Source organism: bacterium (assembly GCA_040757115.1).
Taxonomy (GTDB): Bacteria; UBA9089; CG2-30-40-21; order CG2-30-40-21; family SBAY01; genus JBFLXS01.
On the sequence record JBFLYA010000006.1, the window covers coordinates 17,717 to 40,846 of the forward strand.

The 23,130-nt window shown below is 40.3% G+C and carries 9 protein-coding genes; 8 read left to right on the forward strand and 1 reads right to left on the reverse strand.

The features are described from left to right. Positions 1-119 precede the first annotated feature (119 nt). The 3 genes from AB1422_00965 to AB1422_00975 all read left to right on the forward strand — a co-directional run bounded on the left by AB1422_00965 (position 120) and on the right by AB1422_00975 (position 2,011). Positions 120-563, forward strand: a complete 444-nt coding sequence (locus AB1422_00965) for a four helix bundle protein (protein MEW6617916.1) — start codon at positions 120-122, stop codon at positions 561-563. A 343-nt stretch (positions 564-906) separates the two neighbouring features. Next, the gene (locus tag AB1422_00970; GenBank protein MEW6617917.1) at positions 907-1,563 is read left to right on the forward strand and encodes a sigma-70 family RNA polymerase sigma factor; all 657 of its coding nucleotides are present in this window, start codon (positions 907-909) and stop codon (positions 1,561-1,563) included. Between the two features lie 217 nt (positions 1,564-1,780). Continuing rightward, a complete protein-coding gene (locus tag AB1422_00975) occupies positions 1,781-2,011 on the forward strand; it encodes a zf-HC2 domain-containing protein (GenBank protein MEW6617918.1) in 231 nt (76 codons plus the stop codon). Positions 2,012-2,189: 178 nt separating this feature from the next. Here the strand turns inward: AB1422_00975 and AB1422_00980 are convergent, their stop codons facing one another. Beyond that, the gene (locus AB1422_00980) at positions 2,190-2,390 is read right to left on the reverse strand and encodes a hypothetical protein (GenBank protein ID MEW6617919.1); all 201 of its coding nucleotides are present in this window, start codon (positions 2,388-2,390) and stop codon (positions 2,190-2,192) included. Positions 2,391-3,008: 618 nt separating this feature from the next. On the opposite strand from AB1422_00980, the gene AB1422_00985 reads away from it, so the two are divergent. From AB1422_00985 to AB1422_01005, 5 genes are all read left to right on the forward strand, one after another. Further along, on the forward strand, positions 3,009-12,656 hold the full coding sequence (locus AB1422_00985; protein MEW6617920.1) for a VWA domain-containing protein: 9,648 nt from the start codon (positions 3,009-3,011) through the stop codon (positions 12,654-12,656). 96 nt (positions 12,657-12,752) lie between these two features. Next, complete coding sequence (locus AB1422_00990) at positions 12,753-13,697, forward strand: PorV/PorQ family protein (protein ID MEW6617921.1); 945 nt, start codon at positions 12,753-12,755, stop codon at positions 13,695-13,697. Positions 13,698-13,825: 128 nt separating this feature from the next. Next, on the forward strand, positions 13,826-14,047 hold the full coding sequence (locus tag AB1422_00995; protein ID MEW6617922.1) for a hypothetical protein: 222 nt from the start codon (positions 13,826-13,828) through the stop codon (positions 14,045-14,047). Between the two features lie 29 nt (positions 14,048-14,076). Beyond that, a complete protein-coding gene (locus tag AB1422_01000) occupies positions 14,077-14,712 on the forward strand; it encodes a hypothetical protein (GenBank protein ID MEW6617923.1) in 636 nt (211 codons plus the stop codon). 427 nt (positions 14,713-15,139) lie between these two features. Next, the gene (locus AB1422_01005; protein MEW6617924.1) at positions 15,140-22,888 is read left to right on the forward strand and encodes a C25 family cysteine peptidase; all 7,749 of its coding nucleotides are present in this window, start codon (positions 15,140-15,142) and stop codon (positions 22,886-22,888) included. Positions 22,889-23,130 lie beyond the last annotated feature (242 nt).

Below are 23,130 nucleotides of genomic sequence, written 5' to 3' on the forward strand. Positions count from 1 at the left end.
ACTTTACGAAGCCTCTGGGATAAAATATAGAGGAATGGTTAACCCTACAACGACATCTATGATTGATCCACAAATCAGGTGGTCTGGTGTCTGGGTGTCTAAGTGCCTGTGAGGTGGGTATGAGTGACGATAAGTATCGGCTGGATGATTTTGAGCTTTATCAACTGGCACGTAAGTTTCGACAAAATGTTTACAAGCTCATTAAACAGCTTCCATCTGAGGAGCGCTATTGTTTAGACCCGCAGATGAGAAAGGCGATTGTCTCAGTCACGAACAACATCGCAGAAGGACATGGACGTTGGCATTATCAGGAGAATATACGATTTTGCAGGATTGCAAGAGGTTCGGTTGAAGAAATTCTGGACGACATCAATGTTTGTATGGATGAAGGCTACGGAGAGAAATCCGTAAGCGTTCAGCTCAGGAAGGAAGGTTACGAGCTAATTGCGAAAGTTAACAGTTATATTGGCTATCTACGTAGATGTAAGCAAGGAATGGAGGAAGAACAGTCTGGTGGTCAGACACCAGACACCTATCCCTCAGAGTATCTGAACGCTTACTAGCGGTAAAATTAGTAAATGACGTTGTAGGGTTAAATAAGTTTTTGATTTTCGATTTTTGTCCAATCTAAACAGGTTAATACGCCATTTCACTAACCCATTACAAATTTGCTAAACTTTTTCCTTGACAATTTTATAGGTTAAATGGTATAATTATCTTACCTTAAAAAAATGGGAGGGAATATTATATGATGGAATTGAAATATATTTAAGTTTGGAACTTAAATCAGATAAAAAATACCTATAGGCTTAACATAACCGTATCCTTATTCTAATAAAAATCTCATAGTAGGAAATTCACCTTCTTTAAGAAGGACAAGATATATATAGAAGGGGAAAGATAAAAATGTCTACTCCATTTGAGAAGGAAATTTACGATTATGAATTAGAGGCGGATATTTCTTTTGAAAGATTGGAAAAGGTAAAGCCTACAGAAGATGAGGATACAATTTTAATTAGAAAAAGTATTGAAGGTGATAATTCTGCTTTTGAGAAATTAGTGGGTCGATATGAAGCAAGGGTTTATCACCTGATTTACAATATCTTAGAGAATAAAGAAGATGCAGAAGATTTATTACAAGAAACTTTCCTCAAGGTTTATCGATTTCTTTATCAGTTTAGAGGGGAAGCAAAATTTATTACCTATCTATATCGGATAGCAACAAATCTTTGCTTTCAAAAATTAAAGAAAAAAAAGACTTCCTATTCTCTCGATAACCTTTTAGAGGCTAATCTTAATGATGAGATGGTTGAATTAGTAAGTATGAAGTTGGGTAATCCTGAAGAAATACTTTTAAAAAAGGAACTTGGCTTAATAATAAATGAAGCTATTCAAAAATTACCTGAAAAATTCAGAGTAGTCTTTTTCCTCCGAGAAATAGAAAATTTTTCTAATAAACAAGTAAGTGAAATATTAGGTTATTCAATTGGAACTATAAAATCACAAATACATAGGATAAGGCGATTCTTACATAAGAAAATACTTCCTTATCTCACAATTTAATTTTAACCGTTGGGGTAGATACCTAAACGCTTACTTTATTTTTTTAACGAATGTTCTCCTTTCCTGAATAAGCATTCATTAGTTGGAAAGGTTAAAGATAACTATAAGCACGACAATGTAAGTTTTTCTGTAACAGAAAATAGCGATGTAAAGACAAACATAAGGGTTTTTTAATATCAGTCTGGAATACCAAATTATAAGGGAGAACATTAAAATAATGGAGTGTAATAAGATAAAAGCTCTATTATCAGATTACATAGATTTAGAGCTAAAACCTGGTTTGCAGAGTAAAGTAGAAAAACATATCTTTAAGTGTCCAAAATGTAAGTCTTATCTAATAACCTTACAGAGAACCATCCAAATATATAAGTCTGTCCTTAAACCCTCTATTCCACCTGATGTTTCTGAACGATTGCACAAAAGGCTTAAAGAAGAAATTGAGAAGTGATAGAACATAAATCCTCATAGTTATCCAACCTCTTCTCTTATTCTATGCTTGAGAGGGATCCCTGTCTTTCCACTGAAAAATAGGAAGTAGAGAGTAGAGAGTAGAAAGTAGAGAATAGAGAAAAGTAGAGAATAGAGAGTAAAGAAAACATCACTTCACACGCCTATCTCCTTACTTCCTACCTTCTATCTCCTACCACTATTTTCATCCTCCTATGTGCCGACAAGCTCGGCATGTCGGTTTCCCCTGAAAATAATCCGCAGATTTCGCAGATTACACAGATTTTTATTTTTTTATCTCCCCGCTGGCGGGGGATTAAGGGGTTAGGGAATTCTTTTATTCCCGAATCCCGAGTCCCGAGTCCCTTAATTTTCATCATCCTTTGTGCCCACTCCCTGTGGGCATGAGTGTCTCTCCTTCTAACTTTTATTTTCTATCCTTCTTGATTCTCTGCCACTGGAGGAAATTTCCACTCCCAACCCCCCATCGGGGGACAACCCGCTTCTGTCCTCTGCCTTCTGCCCTCTGCCCTCTGCTTTCTGCCCTCTGCCTTCTGTCTTCTGCCCTCTGTATTTATCTGTGTTAATCTGTAGCTGAATAATTACAAAAAATTAAAAAATTTTTGCAACCTTTTTGACAATTTTGTAATCTATTTATTTAAAGGGAAGAAATTTCCACCTGTGCGGTTAAATGTAAAATGGATAATGTAAAATGAGAAATGTCCAATGAAAATGTATAACTGAAAGGTAATGAGTCTTGCGAAGTCCTAAAATTTCCCAAATTTCATTTCCTATTTTACATTTATTTTTCCTTTGCGTCTCTGCGATGAATTAGTCTAATCGCACAGGTGGAAAAATTTGTGTAATGTGTAAGAAGAGGAGATTTTTGGGAATTATGGAGAGATGGGGATAAGATAAAAATTACATCTTCCTATCTCCAATATCTCCATTTCCCCTTTTTTATACAATTTTTTAAATAAATTGGAGGTAAATAAATTATGTGTAAAAAAATTATTTGGGGAATAATGTTGGGAATAGTGATGATTATTAATGCAAAGGTTGCTGTAGCAACAGATGTCAGTGGTACTATCACTTCAAATACTACCTGGGATGTTGCTGGCAGTCCCTACATCATCACTGCTGATGTCATTGTCGATCAAGGAGTAACATTAGAGATTGAGCCGAATGTAGTAGTTAAATTTGCGACCGATACATCATTAATCAGCTATGGGACATTGACCGCTGTTGGAATACCGAATGGGACGATTACCTTTACTTCTAATAAACCTACACCTGCTGCTGGAGATTGGACGAGTATTAAACTCAGTGGTACAGGAAGTAGTAGGAGCCAGATCAGTTATTGTCTGACACAGTATGCCAAGCAGGCAGTATATTTGGAGAACACGGATAATGTAACGATAACATATAATACAATTAGAGATAATAAAGGTAATGATGGAATTGATAATCAAGCAACTACTGGGGAGATAGGTGCTGGTATCTATTTAGTGTCGTCAACTAATAATAACATTGAGAATAATACTATTTTTAATAACATTGGTGGACAAGGAGGAGATGGTGGATATGGTGGTGGAGTTGGTGGTGCTGCTGCAGGAGGACCAGGGGTTGGAATCTATCTTTCTTCATCAAGTAAGAATACTATCTCTCAAAATACCATCTTTGATAACATTGGTGGACAAGGGGGAAGAGGAGCGCTTTTTGGAGGAGGAGGTTCAGGTGGTTCTGGAGCTGGAATTTACCTCTCTTCCGCATCAGTAGAGAATACCATCTCTCAAAACACCATTTTTAACAATGCTGGTGGGCAAGGAGGACAGAGTGGTGATTCTGCTCCAGGTGGTGCAGGCGATCCAGGGGTAGGATATGGCATCTATATTGATGATTCAAGCTGTTACAACAATACTATTGCTACAACCAATACTTATAATGGTGAGCCAATTCATTTCTACTATAGTCAAACAGGAATTATTATTGAAGATCAGATTTTAACTGGATCACCTACAACAAACTTAGGAAAGATTAACTTGATTAACTGTTCAGACTTTACTATCAGAGGAAATACTATTTCAGGAGCAAGAGGATATAGTGGTGAGAGTGGAGATCCTGAAGGTGAACAAGGAGGTAATGGAGTAGGGATATACCTATATCGCTCAGGAAGTGGTGTTGTTACAAGCAATAGTATTTCCGATAATATTGGTGGTCGTGGTGGTACCGGTCGGAAAGGTTGGTATGCAGCGAGTACAGGAGGTTCAGGTGGCATGGGATGTGGAATATACCTTTTGTCCTCTACAGATGTTGAGATTAGTGATAATATCATTTCTAACAATCAAGGTGGAAGAGGTGGTGGTTCTGCTGGTTGGGGTTCGGGTGGTAAAGGTGGACTTGGAGTAGGAATATCTCTCGGATCATCTACTTTAAACAGTATTAGTAATAACACTATTTCTAATAGCCAAGGTGGACTTTATGGAGGTGGATGGCCGTGTGGAAGAAATGGATTAGGTTGTGGTATCTATATAGACTCAAACAGTTATAATAATATTATAGATACAACTAATACCTCTGATGGTCAACCAATCCATTATTATTACAACCGGACAGGGATTATTATTGAAAATCAGACATTAACAGGAACACCTACTACAAACTTAGGAAAGATTGTTTTAATTAACTGTTCAAATTTTATTATCAGAAATAATACCATCTCTGGAGCTAGAGGAGATAATGGTAAAACTGGTTGGGCTAATCAAGTAGGTCATCCTGGTGAAATTGGTGCTGGAATTTACATTTTATCATCAACAGGTAATACTATAATTGATAACACTATCTCTGATAATCAGGGGGGATTAGGTGGAGGAGGTGGTGGTGATGCTTCAGGTGGACCTGGTGGTATAGGAACGGGAATATACCTTGGTTCATCTACAAATAATACTATAAGTGGCAACACAATTTCTAATAACAGTGGCGGAGAAGGTGGTCATGCTACTTATGGCAATAATTCTTCGGTAGGTGGCTGTGGTGGTGATGGTGCTGGAATTTATCTTTTATCATCAACTGATAATACTATTCTCTCTAATAATATATTAGAGAATAGTGGAGGTAGAGGAGGTGGTGTTTATCAACAAGGTAATACTGGTGGTGTCGGTGCTGGTATATACTTAAACTCATCAGATAATAACAATATTAGTAGAAATAGTATCACAGACAATAATGGTGGTACAGGTGGCACTGGTAATTGTAGCCGAAATAAAGCTGGTGGTGCTGGTGGTATTGGTGCTGGTATATACTTAAACTCATCAGATAATAACAATATCAGGGAGAATAATGCCATTACAGATAATAGTGGTGGTACAGGTGGCAGTGGTTGTCCCATTGGTTCAAATGGTAATGGAGTTGGTATCTACGGTGCCTCTTCAGAAGTTGCCAATCTTATCTACAATAACATCTACAACAATACAACCTATAACCTCTCAACTGACATCTCTCCGGGCACACAAACAGCAGAATATAACTGGTGGGGAACTTCAGTTGAGTCTGAAATTGTAGCTAAACTATCTGGTAAGATTGATTATATTCCCTGGTTGATGGGGACATGGACAGAATCAGCACAGATTACAATCTCACCTACTTCTGGTACTGTGGGTACCATCGTCACTGTAGAAGGTGAAGGATTTGGAAGTACAGAAACTGTACAGATAGATTTTGGAACGACTAAGACGATTACTACTGCCGCAACTAATGGCTTAGGAACTTTCTCAGTTACTTTCACTATTGATAACCAGCCAGCAGGTACAACTACAGTTACAGCTACTGGTCTTACATCTTCCTATTCTGCTACTGCCACATTTACAATAATTTCCATTACACAACCAGAGATTACTTTAATATCACCAACCTCTGGTACCGTGGGTACCATCGTTACTGTAGAAGGTAACGGGTTTGGTTCAACAGAGGCTATTCGGATAGACTTTGGGACAACTAAAACAATTAAAATAAGCACTACCAATGGAAGTGGACAATTTACTACTACTTTTACAGTCGATTACCAACCAGGCGGAACTACTACTCTAACCGCAACAGGGCTTACTTCCAATTTAGTCGCTACGGCTACCTTTGTGACCATCACCCAGCCAACTACCGTTATTGAGCAAGAAGACTTCTGGAGATATACATATTCACCTAACTCTGGCTGGGAAACATTAGGATATGATGACAGTAGTTGGAGTAAAGGCAGAGCTCCTTTCGGAAATCAGTCTGATGGTGATTGGATTCCTCATACAGATTGGCCTGCAGGGACGACACTATACCTTAGAAAGTATATTGATTTACCTGCATCTGCTAAATTGACTATCTATACTGGCGTAGATAACGAAATCCATATCTATATAAATGGTGTTAATATTTTTAATGCCTCTGCTCATGGATTTACATATCGCTGGGAATATACATTTGACATTCCTAAAGGATATATAAACCCAGGAAGAAATGTAATTGCTGTGCAAGCAGTGGATTGGGGTGGCGCGACAGGATTTGATCTGAAGGCTATTGCTGAGGTCAATATACCTCCAATGGGTTCTATGGCAATTAGTTCTGTGCCTTCGGAGGCAAAAATTTACTCAGATGGAATGGATACAGGTAAACTCACTCCTGCTGTCTTGACCAATCTATCCACAGGTAGTCATCAAATTGTCTTAACTAAGCCTTTGTATAACAATTGGGCTGAAACTGTTACTGTATCCTCAGGACAGACTACAGAAATAGATGTTCCTCTTAGACTTTCTCCAACAATTATCCTTACCCCTATTTCTGGTACTGTTGGAATTATAATCACAGTTACAGGTGAAAACTTTAGTCCAAATGAGGCAATTAGGATTGATTTTGGTCTGATTTCTTCAATTACCATCGCCAGTACTACTGCCTACGGCACCTTTGCCACTACTTTTACGGTATCTTCTCAACCAGCAGGAACCACTACTATTGTGGCTACTGGTCTTACCTCCGGGTCAAAAGCCTATGCTACCTTCACGCTTACTATTCCGGCGCAAGCAACACTGACTGTCCGATTAGACCAGATTGATGCCGCTAAATTCCCAACTATCGAATGCCATGTCCGTGTAACTCAAGGAACTACATCTATTGCAGGACTGACTGCGGATAATTTCCAATTAACCGAGCAGTCTGAATTAGAATCTATAGCGACCGTAGAGATAATCAGTGTCAGTGCAACTAATTCCGCCGGAGTAGCCATCGCCCATGTATTAGATAGAAGTGGTAGTATGCAAGGTCAGAAGATAACAGATGCTAAAACTGCCGCTAATTCCCTTGTTGATATGATGCAACCTCTGGATAGGATGGCGATAGTCTCCTTTGCTTCAAATGTTACTGTTGACCAATCCTTTACCAGTAATCAATCTGCCTTACATACCGCTATTAACAACTTAGTTGCCGATGGAGCCACGGCTTTGTATGATGGCATATATACGGGAATAGGTCAATGCACACAAGAAATTGGTGTTAAAGCAGTTATTGCTTTAACCGATGGTCAAGAAAATAGTAGTTCACATACTCAGCAACAGGTAATTGATTATGCTATTGCCAGTGCTGTGCCTGTTTATACCATTGGTTTAGGCAGTGATGTGAATACTGACATACTTACGCAAATTGCCACAACTACTGGTGGAACATATCATTTTGCACCAAACTCTACTCAGCTACAAGAGATATTTGCAGATATTAGAGAAGAGATAGAACAGCAGTATTTAGTTACTTATAATACTCATAACCCGAATTATGATGGCACACTGCGGAATGTAGTCATTACTGCGAGTTATAACTCTGCCATTGGCTCAGATTCTGGGACATATCGTGTAGATGAACCACCGAAAATTATCCGCACCCCAGAAACTATTGCCTTAGGTTCACAAAGTCAACCTGCCAACCAACCATTGACTATCGCCGCAACCATTACTGATAATACCGCAGTTACTAATGCCACCTTATTCTATCGACATTCGGGAACACTAACCAGCTATTCTCAGCTGACTATGACTCATATGGGTAATAACCTGTATAAAACAACTATCCCAGCCGCAAGTGTTAATTACCCGGGCGTGGATTACTATATCACTGCCTCAGATGGTAGATTAGTCGCTTCAGACCCAAAAAACAATCCTGAAATCTACCCATATCAGATTGCGGTATATCCTAATGAAAAACCAGTGATTATACATACCCCTGTTTCTGGAGCGTTAATTAACTCATCAGTAACTATTACTGCCTATGCTACGGATACCACAGATTATGTTACTTCGGTAACCTTATCCTATCGTATCAAGGGTTATGTGCTTTATGAGAATGTAGTTATGACTAAGGCAGGTAATACTTATACCGCTACCATACCGGCGAATAAGATGACCTTTGTCGGGGTCGAATACTATATTGTCGCGATGGACAATTATGGTTTGCGGGCATATCACGGCACAGATGTTAATCCACACTACATTCGTCCCAATGTTCCACCGAGTATAACCATTACCGCACCACCAGCACAAGGGGCTTATGCTACCAGTTCTTATACCATCGCCTGGGTAGATGCTGACCCGGATAATGATGCCCAAATATCACTCTACTATGATACCAATAACACTAACTATGACGGCTCAACTATCACTACTGGACTTTCTGAGGATAGCAGTATCAATAGCTATATCTGGAATCTCTCAACTATCCCCGAAGGTAGTTACTATATCTATGCCTTGATAGATGATGGCACTAATACACCCGTCTATGACTACAGCAATGGACCATTAAATATTGATCATTCACTACCACGAGCAACCATTACTACCACCCCTGCCTCACCAATTACTGCTGCTGGGACAGTCTATGTTATCTTAACTGCCTCAGAAAAATTATCTGCCGTCTCACTGACATTTACTCCCTATGGTAAATCACCTCTCTCTATACCGTTGACTACCACGGATTATATCACCTGGCAAGGTAATTTCCAGGTTACTCTTTATACTGGCGATGGAATAGGCACATTTAACTATTCCTTGAAAGATTTATTCAATAATATTGTTACCGGAAGCCAAACTTTTGAGATAGATGTTTCAGGGGTAATATTTACGCAGTCAAATTATACCTTCAATGTTGAGAAGGACTATAATCAGCAGGGATTGGTTAGGGTTAAGAATATCGATAATGAGCCACACCAATTCTTCGCAGAATCTATTAATGTCCCTAAACCAATAGCGGTAAATTTTATGGGTGATGGTTCTGTGGATAATCCGATTACCTTACAGCCCGGGGAAGAGACAAATCTTATTCTATCAATGCATACCCAATATGCCACGAAAACAAATTACTCCCTCGGCGGTAACTTGACCAATGATAAAGGGTTAATCTCGCATACGACAATAAATATTAATGTTCGCCTGCCCGAGGTTAGATTTACGGTTAGTCTTATCAGTGAAGACCCAATGACATTAGCCAAAACCTATAGAATTACCAATACGGGTGCTGACCCAATTCCGGATTTAACCATTGACCTCGGTGCACTTAAAGATAAGGTGATTATGCATCCGTTACTCTATTCGCTATACTTAGGCACATCGAGTTCAGTTGAATTTAAGCTCATCCCCATTATCACTGAGACTTTTAGTGGGCTATCTGGCACCTGGAGTGTGAGTAGTGGAGATAAGGTGGTGGAGGTTCTTACTACCTGGCAGGTTACAGGAACCATCTATAAGGTAACATTAAATCAGCCCAAACTCGTCTTTGATATTAATTATCTATATCAATATGAATTAGAACAACATAAAGTAATAGTGGGATATTGTCCTAATGGAGCACCAATCTGGGGATGGGTAGCAGACCCGAGGTTAATTAAGAGCATTGACCCATTCTATATACCAACAGGATTTGGAACTTCAAATGTCAAAAGTGCAAACTTGAGTATGCATTTTACAGAAGGAAATATTGAGCAAAATCGCAATACCTATATCTATATGAATAATAATGAAGTGGGTAGATTAATAAATGTTAATCCGGAAGGGTATTATACATTTCCAGTTGCGCCAGACTATTTTATGTATCCCGACCCGTATGTTGGTAATCGCCGCAATGAGATTAGTATGGAGACAGATATAAATCCTGCTCATTTAGCCTGGGTAGGTAATTTCAGGGTTACCATACTCTTAGATAAGTTTGAGGTGTATGTTATTGCTACAAGTTCAGCGGCGGCTACCGCTACTGCCTGGGCATTACCCTATGTGCATCATAATTCAGACCAACTATTTGTCAATATTACTCAACCACCAGAGGGATTTGAGTATAAGATAGGTGCGAAGGTGCAGATTAAGGCTGAGGTAAAGGATGAGCATGACATCTTCCAGTGGCTCTGCAATGTCTGTGTAAGTTTTACCAATAGCACCCAAACACTGAATTTATACGATGATGGCATGCATAATGATGCCGGTGTAAATGACGGTATTTATGCCAACTACTGGTATCCTGCCAATGAAGGTAGTGTTACTATCACCGTGGTGGCGAATAACTGTAAGACACAGGCGACTGCGACAGTTAGTGGCAATATTATTGGCAATCGACCGCCGAGCATAGACATTCTTACCCCTACTGAATTACAAACATTACAAGGAACTACCACTATCTCGTATCAAGCCACAGACCCAGATGGCGATAGTTTATATTTCTATATCTATTATAGTGCCTCCTCGATTGGTCCCTGGAATCTGTTCTACAGTGGCGTAAATACTGTCTATCTCTGGAATACTAATATCCTGGAAAATGGTATTTACTATATTCGGGTAGTAGCCAGTGACCCTAACGGATTGACAGGCTCAGATACCGTCAAGGTAACTGTAAAGAATAAAAAACCAAAGATTAGAGTTAATCCTACTGCTGGCTCTCAATGTGCCTTAGTTACGGTTTATGGTGAAGACTTTGGTGCGACAGAGACGGTTCAGATTGACTTTGGGTTACATCTTAATATTACTACTGGCATGACTAATGCCGAAGGCTCATTTACTACCTTTTTTACTGTCGATACGCAACCGGTTGGCACAGTCTCAGTAGTCGCTACCGGTATTGATTCACACCTGAGGGCCTCTGCAGATTTCACTATTACTGCACTACACTATATCAAAGGATATATTCGCTATGCGAATGGTGAAGGAATTCCAGGCATCAAAGTCTATTTAATGAGCCCAATAGTAGATGACTGTTTTATCACTTCATCTGATGGTTATTATGAATTTACCGGTTTGCCCACCGGATATTATCGTGTAAGACCATATAAAGAATGGTATACATTTGAGCCAGCAGGAAGGGAATACCGCATACTTACTGCCAGTTGCGATAATCAGAACTACATCGGGACACCACAGAGGTATTATATTAAAGGTAGATGTAACACAGAGGCAGATGAAGGGATAGGTGGAGTGCAGGTAGTTTTATCAGGTTCTGTGCAGGCAACCTATACTACTAATGCCAGTGGATATTATGCCTTCTGGGATGTTCCGGCGGGCACATATACCATCACCCCTTATAGGCAATTCTATACCTTTGTTCCGGCAAATAGAATCCTTCCTAACATAGATTTCCATCAAGCAGGACAGGATTTTGTTGGCACATCTACTACTGTAGAAAGATATTATATCAAAGGAACTATCACGGATATGAGTCATAATCCGTTAGCCGGGGTAAGGGTATATCTGTTTGGCACGATGGATAATGTTTTTATCACCAGAGCAGATGGTTATTATGAATTTACCAATCTTGAGTCAGGTTATTATCGAACCAGCCTGTGGAAACAAGGATATACCTTCGAACCATCTGGCAGAAGATATGAATACCTGTGTAGCCATTATGAGCATCAAGACTTTGACGATGATGGTCCACCACAAGGAATTCAACCACCACCACCTACCAGTACACTCACATCGCTATTCTTTGTAGTAAAGGATAATGCAGGAAAAGGAATACCAGGGGCAAAGATTACACTGATGCCATTAAATGTAGAAAATGTAGTGAGGGTCTTCAGACCCGTTGGGGAAAACGCAGAAAATGTAGTGAGGGTCTTCAGACCCGTTGGGGAAAACGCATCTAAAGATGCTCACTACAGACCCGTCTCGGCTGAGATTATCACTGATGAAAATGGTATGGCAGATATGGTCAAGCCTATCTGGGAATTGTCTGGTAACTACACCATAAAGGTGGTAAAGTTAGGGTATAACTGTGAAAGTGAGGAGATTACTATTACGGATGAGGAATCGGTTTTTGACCTTGACTTTGTCTTAGAAGCATCACAGCCGTTACCACCCCAGAATAAACTTTACCAGAATTACCCAAATCCATTCAATCCCAATCAGGAAGAAACACAGATTCCGTATGATTTAGCCGTGAATGCTCATATAGTCATTAAGATTTACAACATTGCTGGAGAATTAGTCAGGACATTAGAGGAAGATAAACTTGCCGGGTCAAATATTACTACCCCATGGAATGGTAGAAATGATGATGGTGATATTGTCTCCAACGGCGTCTATTTCTATCAATTACATATTGGTGGAAGTGTAGTTGGGACTAAGAAGATATTAGTAATAAAATAGGACGCAGATGTACAGGATTTACAGGATTTTTAAAAAATATTATCCTAATAATCTACGGAGAAAAATCTTGCGTCCCAAAAAAGGAGGTAAAATAAAATGTTAAACAAAAAGGTACAACAGGTAAGTATAACTCTATTTCTTTCTTTACTCTCTACTCTCTACTTTCTACTTCCTAATGCCGAGGCAGGGGCGGATACCGGCGCTGATTTCTTAAAGCTGGGCGTAGGAGCAAGGGCATCTGCAATGGGTGAGGCATTTTGTGCCGTAGCAGATAGTGTTGACTCTATTTATTACAATCCGGCAGGATTAGCCCGGCTGAAACAAAAAGAGGTCTCTGCAATGTATGGCGATAAACGAGAGGATACTGCCCGCACATCATTAGTTTATGCCCAGCCACTACAAGAATGGGAAGCTGGTGGCGTATTAGGAATAGGTATCATCTATCAAGACTTAGGTGAGATAGAACTGCGTGATAAATCTAATCAACCACAAGGTTCTATCAATCCCGCTGAGTTTGCCGTGATTTTCTCCTATGCGAAAAAGTCTTATGAAAATCTATTATTAGGTGGGAATGTAAAATACATCCAACGCGAGCTTAAGAAAATAAAGGCTAAAGCCGTTGCCTTTGACCTTGGTCTCCTATATTTCCCGCAAATCCCAAAATTCCTAAACCTCTCAGGAACAGGTTTAACTACAGGTCTGTGTCTGGAGAATATAGGTAGTAAGATAAAGGGTGATGAGTTGCCGTTAAACTTACGGCTTGGTGTAGCGTATTCGCCTTTAAATAATCTCTGCTGTAGTTTAGATGTGAACCAACACCTTTATAATTCCGACTTATGTTGGAATCTTGGGCTTGAATATAGATATAGTTTGTTGGCTGTCCGACTGGGCTATTTTGACAAAGGAAGACAGATAAAGGGATTGAGTTATGGGTTTGGAATAAAGTATCTGGGTTATCAGCTTGACTTTGCTAATCTTGCCAGTGGTGAGATGGAAAATGCAGAAGATATGAACCGCATATCCCTCTCAGTGAGTTGGTAGCCGCAGGCTTGTATCCTGCGTAGCTCGGGTCAGTTCTGAAGAGTAAATTTCCACCTGTGCGATTAGACTAATTCATCGCAGAGACGCAAAGGAAAAATAAATGTAAAATGTAAAATAGGAAATGAAAAATGGGAAATTTTAGTACTTCGCAAGACTCATTACCTTTCAGTTATACATTTTCATTTTACATTTCTCATTTTACATTATCCATTTTACATTTAACCGCACAGGTGGAAAATTCTCTGCGTCTCTGTGCCTCTGCGGTGAACAATTACGAAAAATTTCTCTCTTCAAACAAAAGCAAAAAGGAGGTGGTAAGATATTTCAACGCTGGCGAAGAGTTAACATAAAAATCTAAAACAAAAGGAGGTGAAAAAAAATGAAAAAACTAACATTACTTACTATGCTTGTCCTTGGGCTACTTGCTACCGCTACCTATACAACTACAGTATACGCAGAAGATACACAAGCTTATTATACGCAGAACAACACACCTGTTCCTTCATCTATTGCATGGGGAACTGGAGTGAATACACCCTACCAGAGCTTCGGTGGAGGTCCCTGCGTAGCAACAATGACCCATACTTTTTACTATGACAGAGAATGTATAGTAGTGGATATTGATGATGACCACCTTGAATGGACATCCAGAGCGGGTGAGGCTGATTATATGATTATGTGGACAAATATCTATGCCTGGGCAGCGGCTACTGGAACATATTATTTGCAGATAACTGCTACAGGAACTGACCATATAAAGAGAAGTGATGGAGCGACTATCACCACATCCTATGCGTTAGTACCACCAAGTGGTCCACATCCTACTCCAGGTGATTTTATCCTGGCACCAGCCTTCAATGGTAATCTACCAAATACTCCAATTGAGGGTGTCAATGGTTCCCCAGTAAGATATGATAGAGACCTGTGGGCAAGGGTCCAACCAACCAACAATAATCCATTAGGAAAATACGAGGATGTATTCTACCTCACCTTTGCAATTACACTGACACCGTAGGAGGAACACACTATAAGAGTAGCAGTGTAGAACGAGAAGTAAGAGAGACCTGTTTCCTTTTTGTCGGAGAGGGGCGGGTCTCTCTTTTTTATAGCGGTTATTAACTGGAAGTTTACATAGGATAATACCCATAAATAAGGCATGAGAATAATCGTTCCGTTAGGAACATAATATTGGTAGGAATAGATAGACAAATCAATCAGTTCCGTAGGAACGATATATTGGTAGGAATAGATAGACAAATCAATACAGTTCCGTAGGAACGATATATTGGTAGAAAATTTAATTCTAAGTAAAGTTTTGAATAATAACTGCTATATTCTTTGTGTCCTCTGCGTCTCTGCGGTGAAAAACTATTTTAATTTTTTCTCTTCCCTTTTATACATTTTTATGGTAAAATACTAATATGCTAAAGAAATTTATCTTAATGTTATTTATATTATTTCCAACTATTAGTAATGCAGGTAATTGGGTAGCGTTTAAAGAAGGTATTACTTCGCCTACAAAGCCTGAGATTATAGTTGTAAAAGAGGATGCTTCAGGTATTACCTTAGATGCAAGTATCTTGGGGATGAAGGTAGAAGCACGGAGCACGGAGCACGGAGCACGAAGTGTAGGGACAGAGATATTTCAGTTGCTTAGTATTCCAGGGCATGAATATAGCTATACCCAGGAAGTAGGCAAACCCAAACTGCCATTCCTTCAAATTCTCCTTGCCATCCCGGATGATGTAGAAATTAATCTTTCCTCTATTTCTACTTCCCACTTCCCACTTCCTACTTCCTACTTAATCTATCCCGTGCCAAAGCAAGTAATCAAGACCACCCCTGAAGGCTACAAATACATCGCTGAGGAGTTCTACATAGATGAAGATTTCTACAAGCAAGACATCTGGTATCCGCAAGAGGATAAAGTTATCACTTATCATACCAGTTATCTTCGTGACCAGCGGATACTTTATCTACAAATCCATCCTATTCAGTTTAACCCGGCAAAAAATCAGCTTCAGGCTTATTCTAATCTGAAGATAGAGATAAAATACATGGCTAAAAAGGGCAGAAGTATTTCGTTAAAGCAGTCAAAGATGGCAGAGCCTTTTGCTAATGTCTTGCAGAAATCTGTATTGAATTACCTAGGCTACGGGTCTAAAGACCCTCACTACTTTCGTGCACCTAAAAGAATAGGCACGGTTACTTACCCCAGTATCCTTAAAAGCCCCAATAACTCAGCAGATTATTTGATTATCACTTCTTCATCTTATTACCATAATTCTGATGTAGCCAGACTGGCTGAACATCGTGCTGAGTTCAACGGCTTTGATGTGGCTGTGGTTAATACTACCTCTATCTACAATGAATTCCCTATTACCGATAAAGGCACAACTACATCTATTAAGGACTTCATCAGATATGTCTATTATAATTGGTCTGCCCCATCTATGGAGGATAATCATCTGGGATATATCCTTATATTTGGGGATGGGGAGGAGACCCGGGATTCTTATGTTCCATCTAAAGAGATTCGAGAGATATATCCAACTATAAGAAATCCGGTATCTGACCCGTGGTATGCTTGTATTAATGATGAAGATTTGGATTGGAGCTACTGGACAGTGGATATAATGATTGGACGATTGCCTGTAGAGACTGGGACAGATGCAAAGACAATGGTAGATAAAACAATCGGCTATGAAAAGACCCCTGAGTTAGGTCAATGGCGTAACAAGATTTTATTAGTTACAGGCGAAGATGGTCTTGAACTCACAGTAATAAAGGATAATTACCTTTTACCTGCCGGGTTTGAAGTCGCTGAAACTACCCGCGGTGATGAGGTGTTTAATGCCATAGATAGTGGTCAATTATTGGTCTCCTATTCTGGACATGGTGTCCCATTCGGATGGGCAACGAATCCTGCTTTTTCTGCTGAGCACGATGTCTCAAAACTCTCTAATAGAGGCAAACTACCTGTAGTTTTAGCCGCTGCTTGTGATACCGCTTGTTTTCAATATGATTATGATTATGTTATAGGAGAAACATTCCTCACAAAAGAAAATGGAGGGGCTATTGCCTATTGGGGGGCATCTGATCCTACTGGGGCAAATACTGATATATTCATTATAAAGGCATACCAGTTCATAGCCGACTACACCCCAAATACCTTCTATCTTGGACAAATAACCCTTAATACCTATTTTCAGTCATTACCACAAGAATGGAACCTATTAGGAGACCCTGCACTAACTATCTCACGGGTAGGTCTTGAACCAGGTAAGGCAGAGTTAGAGGTTGAACCAGTTGATATCAGGTTTAATCCCCAATCCCCTAAACCTGGCCAGCAGACAAATATCTCTGCAATTATCCATAATCTCGGGGATATAGATGCAAAAGATGTATTAGTCCAATTCTTCCTTGGCAAACCTGGTGAGGGTGGGATGGAAATAGGCTCTAAAACAATCCCTGCCATCAAGAGTAATGACCAGGAAACAGCAGTCATAGATTGGAAACAAAATCTACCTATCGGAGAATATCCAATCTATGTAATAATCAATCCTTATAATACCATTTTAGAAGCAGGGACAATCAATAATACCACCTGTAAATCTATAGAGATAAATTTCTATCAAGAAGGCTATCCTAAAATCCCTGAGGGAGGATTTACCATAGAAAACTCTCCTGTCATAGGAGATGTAGATGGGGATGAGGATTTAGAAGTGATGGCTTGTGCAGGAGGATATGTGTATATCTGGCATCATAATGGTTCGCCACTAAATAATTGGTATAAGATAATCCCTGACCTTGCAACACCTTCTCCTCCTCTTTTAGCCGAGGTGGATAATGATGATGGATTAGAGGTGATAAAGAATGGTGGTGGAGGATTCTACATCTTAAGGTCTGATGGTAGTAATCTCGCTGGTTTCCCAATCTCAGGGTCAAATACAAGCAGTCCTGCCCTTGGAGATATAGATGGAGATGGGGATTTAGAGATTGCTATAGGGATGAACAATAAATTCTATCTCTTCCATCATACCGGAGAATTAGTAAAAGGAGATTGGCCTATAGATATAGCCGTAAACCAGAACTATCACCCAATGATAGCAGATATAGATAGAGATGGTCATCTTGAAATTATTGTCCTTGCTGATAAGATATATGTCTTTAATAGCGAAGGTAAGTTAATTCCTGGGCAATGGCCTAAGAGTATCTCAGGGTATATATTTACTAATGGATTGGCTATAGGTAATATTGATAATGATGATGAATTAGAGATTCTCATTGTGACACAAGAGGAACCAAAGATATTTTTGCACGCCTTGAATTATGATGGAACTAATGTGACAGGTTATCCGAAACAGGTAGGAGGAATGGATTATGACTATCCATATTCAGTTACCCCTGGAGATATTGACAATGATAAAGAAATGGAAATAATTATTGATTGTAGAAAATCTATATATGTATTAAATTCTGATGGTAGTGATTTTCCAGGTTGGCCCAAAGGAGGAAGGGAAAGGGGACCATCTTATCCAGTAATTGCAAATGTAGATGGAGATAAAGTCTTAGAGATTATAGAAAGTAGAGATGATATGAAGGGAACGGTCACTATTTGGAATAATGATGGGACTAATCAAACAGATTTGTTTTTGAAACCAGGGGATAAAAGGACATCACCCTTTGTTGTGGGAGATATGGATTTAGATGGAGATATAGAAGTAATCTGTGGTGGGGAGGATTATAAAGACTTAGGTCGGGCATTACCAAAGATTTACATCTGGGACTACTGGGGCAGTTGTACCGCTGGGGCACTGGAATGGCCGATGGCAAATCACGATATGCGCCGGACTAATTGCTATAATACAGATATTGTCCCCCCTTCTCGCATAACTGACCTTAAGGCGCTTAATCCCAAACCTACCTCTATTGACTTAACCTGGACTGCACCTGGTGATGACAAAGATAAAGGCTCTTCTACCTGCTACTACATCCGCTACGCTACCTGGACCATTACCCCACAAAACTGGCACCTGACTAATAAAGCTACATCCACTATTGTTCCCAAAGATGCTGGCTCTCCTGAATCTTTTACCGTCCCTAACCTCTGCCCAACTACCACCTACTACTTCTGTATTCGCGCCAGGGATGATGACTTCAATCTCTCCCCACTTTCTAATATCACCTTTGAGAAAACACTGTCACCAGCAATGATTACCCTGATTTCACCTACAAGAGGTGTAGTAGGTAAGCGGGTTACTATTAGCGGGTGCAATTTCTACCCGACAGAGACCATTCGCATAGAATTTGGCAATACTACCACTATTGCTCTATCTACCTGTGTTGGTGGTTCTTTTACTACTACCTTTACCGTTAATGACCAGGGATTTGGCACGATAACCATTACTGCCTATGGACTTATTTCAGGATATGAGGCAAGGGCGTCCTTTTATATCACTGCCGTAGAATATTTTCTGTTTGCCACAATTTCCTCTCCCCAAATAGCCGGGACAGGATTTCGAATAAAGATGACTGCTTATGATGAATTTGGTGATGTAGTGCTAAATTTCAAAGATAAAGTTGGACTCTCTGACCTTTCTCAAACCATTCAACCTACTATCACCTCTAACTTCACTGATGGCATCTGGGATGGCACAGTTAGCATCACCAGAGCAGGCACGAGCGCGATTACTGCAGGTTACCAGAGTAAGACAGGCACAAGCAATCCATTTTATGTCTGGCCAGGCGAGCCAGTTAAATTCATCGTCTATCCTGAAAATCCTATCTACATCCTGGCAGGGGGTTCAGTAAGCATCACTGCCCAATTAAGCGATGTTTATGGTAATGCGGTTGGGTCTGCAGGGATTAGTTGTAATTTAGAGGTAGTGGTGCTTTCTGGTAAAGCAGGAACACTATCTGCCACCACTTCTACTACCACCAATACCGGTCAGATAAACACTATTACCTACTGGGTTTCCCCTCATGCCAACGATAAAGTCAGGATAAAACTCCTATCTACTCTACCACCTGCTACCTCCGGCACTATTACTACCACTTCTGGCGAATTAGCAATGTTCACCTTCGATACTATTGCTACCCAGACTGCGGGGATGAATTTCCCCATTAAAATCACCGCCAGAGATGCCTACGAAAATCCTATCCCTTTTACCAGGACAGTAACTCTAATTGACTTCAGTAACAGCCTTAAACCTACACAGACTACTTCATTTATAGATGGTCTGTGGGCTGGATTTGGCTCTATCACCGTAAGAGGCACTACCAGTATTACTGTGATTTATGGGGATATTCGAGGCACAAGTAACACCTTCTGGGTCTGTGGCGGCGAGGTAGAGTATTTTGTCATTAGCAGCATAACTACTCAAACCGCAGGTATTAGTTTCCCAGTCAGCATCAATGCCTATGACCGCTGGAGAAATATTGCTGATATGTTTAACTCATCCGCCATACTAACTGATACCAGCCACAGCATTAGCCCGACTAAAACCACAAACTTTAGCCTGGGCATCTGGGATGGCACAGCTAGCATCACCAAAGCAGGCACAACCACGATTATGGCAGGTTATCAAGGTAAAACAGGCACAAGCAATCCCTTCTTTATTACCCCCAGTAGCCTCGACCATTTCTTAATCGGCACTATCACCAATCAAATTGCTGGGATAGATTTTCCTGTCGTCCTCACTGCAAAAGATGCCTACAACAATACAGTAAGCACCTTTACCGATAAGGTGCAATTGGAAGATACCAGCCTAACATTGAATCCAAAGATAACTGATAATTTTGTGGCAGGTATCTGGGATAGTATTGGCTCTATTACCAGAACAGGCACTACCTCGATTACAGCAAGTTACCAGGGAAAAACAGGCACAAGCAATCCCTTCTTAGTTAGCCATAACATTCTTGCCCATTTTCTGATGGGGACTATTAGCAATTGTGTAGCAGGCGTTCCTTTTCCCATAACCATTATGGCACAAGATTCTTACGGTAACACGATGCTTAACTTTAGTGATAAAGTCCAGTTAGAGGATAGCTCGCTGAGCTTGAATCCGAAGTTAACCACCAACTTTGTGGCAGGTATCTGGGATGGCATTGGCTCTATTACCAGAACAGGCACAACCTCGATTATGGCAGGTTACCAGGGGAAAACAGGCACAAGCAATCCCTTCTTAGTTAGCCATAACCGCCTTGACCATTTTCTGATTGGGACTATTAGCAATTGTCTTGCGGGCATTCCTTTTCCCATCACCATTATGGCACAAGATTCTTACGGTAACACGATGCTTAACTTTAGTGATAAAGTCCAGTTAGAGGATACCTCACTGACCTTAAATCCGAAGCTAACCACCAACTTTATGGCAGGTATCTGGGATGGCATTGGTTCTATTACCAGAACAGGCACAACCTCGATTATGGCAGGTTACCAGGGAAAAACAGGCACAAGCAATCCATTTTTAGTCCAGGCTGGCAGTCTTTCCTTGATTAAGGTTATGCCAGGAAGTGTAACCTTGCTGCCTGATGAATCACAATTATTCACCAGCAGAGGCTATGATGGCAATGGGAATGAGAAAGAAGTGGGAAATGGGAAATGGGAAGTAGGAAAAGAGATAGGGAGTTTGAGTAATATTTTCGGCACAATGACCAGATTTACTGCTGGCACAAAGGCAACATCAGGCATCATCAAGGTAAGTGCAGAAGAAGTTATTGGCACGGCTAATATCCGAATTGTGCCAGGAAAACTGGCAAAGATAACCATTCTGCCCAAAGAGGTGGTGGTAGAGGTAGCCGGGACTTCCACATTTACCGCTTATGGATATGACAAATATGGGAATGAGAAAGAGGTAGGAAATGGGAAATGGGAAGTAGGAAGTGAACTGGGAAAGTTGACCAATGTTATTGGCACAAACACGACTTTTGTCGCCGGGACAAAACCAGGCAAAGGCACACTTACCTACACAGTAAGAGAAGCGGTTATGAACCTTCATCTCACAAATGAATCTGTCCCCCTCGGGATGTGGATTAAGGGGGAGGAAAGAAATAATCTCCCCGAGCCCCGAGCCCCGAATCCCGAGCCCCGAGCTCCGAGTCCCGAGTCCCGAGCCCCGAGTCCCGAGTCCCGATTTTCAGAGGAGATAATTGGAACAGCCAGCATAACTGTCAGGTCTGGTAGAGTCAGTCGATTTGACTTTGACCCGATTAACCATCAGATTATCAATACGAAGTTTGGCATTAAAGTAACTGCCCTGGATAGATACGGCAATCTGGCAAATGATTACAACCAAACGGGTTATCTTACAACTAACTTTGGTCAGATAAAACCTACCGCTATCACCTTCAAAAACGGTATATCTACCGGCACAGTAATGATTGAGACTAACAAGGCAGGACCTGATGTCCGTATCAGTCTTAGAGCCGAGGCAATAGAGTCTCAGAGTAATGATTTTGCGGTGTTATACGATGACGCAAGTAATGTAAAGGTTGAAGAGGGAGGCTTGAAGATAGACATTAAGTCTCATAGTGTAAGTAAAGATTATTACCTAAAGATAGATAAACCAGGTCTGGATGAGGATGAGATTAAGATAGCGAATTTGCAGATGAATCATTATAACCCCGGATTTTGTCTGCTAACTGACACCATTATCCGTATAGTAGCTAAAGATGGGGATAAGAAACCGATAGAAGGTGATTTTGGGACACGAACGACCAGAATGATGATTTATTACCATCAGCCACCCAAGAATGTAGCCGAGGAGACATTGAAATTATACATTCTGGATGAGGAATCAATTGAATCGAGGTGGGTGGAGATAGCCAATGCACAGGTCTTAATCGGAGGTAATTTTGTCTATGGCAATATACCGCATTTTGGGACATTTATTTTGATTGGGGAAGGGATACCGGCGGGTTTTGATGGGGTTGTGGTCTATCCGAATCCGTTCAAGCCAAGCCGCGGGGATGAAAATATCGTTTTTGAAGGGTTACCAGAGGATACCCAAATTCGCATCTACGACATCTCAGGTAGTTTAGTCAAAGATGAAGAAGGCAAACGCGCCACCTGGATTTGGGATGTTCGGAATAATTATGGGAAGAAGATAGATAGTGGGGTATACATCTATGTGTTGACCACTGGCGATGGGAAGAAGAAGACAGGGAAGATTGCGATTATCAGGTAAGGAAATGTAGGTAAGGAAATGTAGTGAGGGTCTTTAGACCCGTTTCATGGAAAGCTTGCATTTAAAAGGGGAACGCATCTAAAGATGCTCACTACAGATAGAAAAAATTATATTTATTTTAATCCTGATAATCTGCGAAAATCTGCGTCCTATTAATTTTTGGAACACAGATGAACAGATAACACAGATTATATATTCTCTAATTCACTAATTCCCATAAACCCATACCTTTGGGTTAAAAT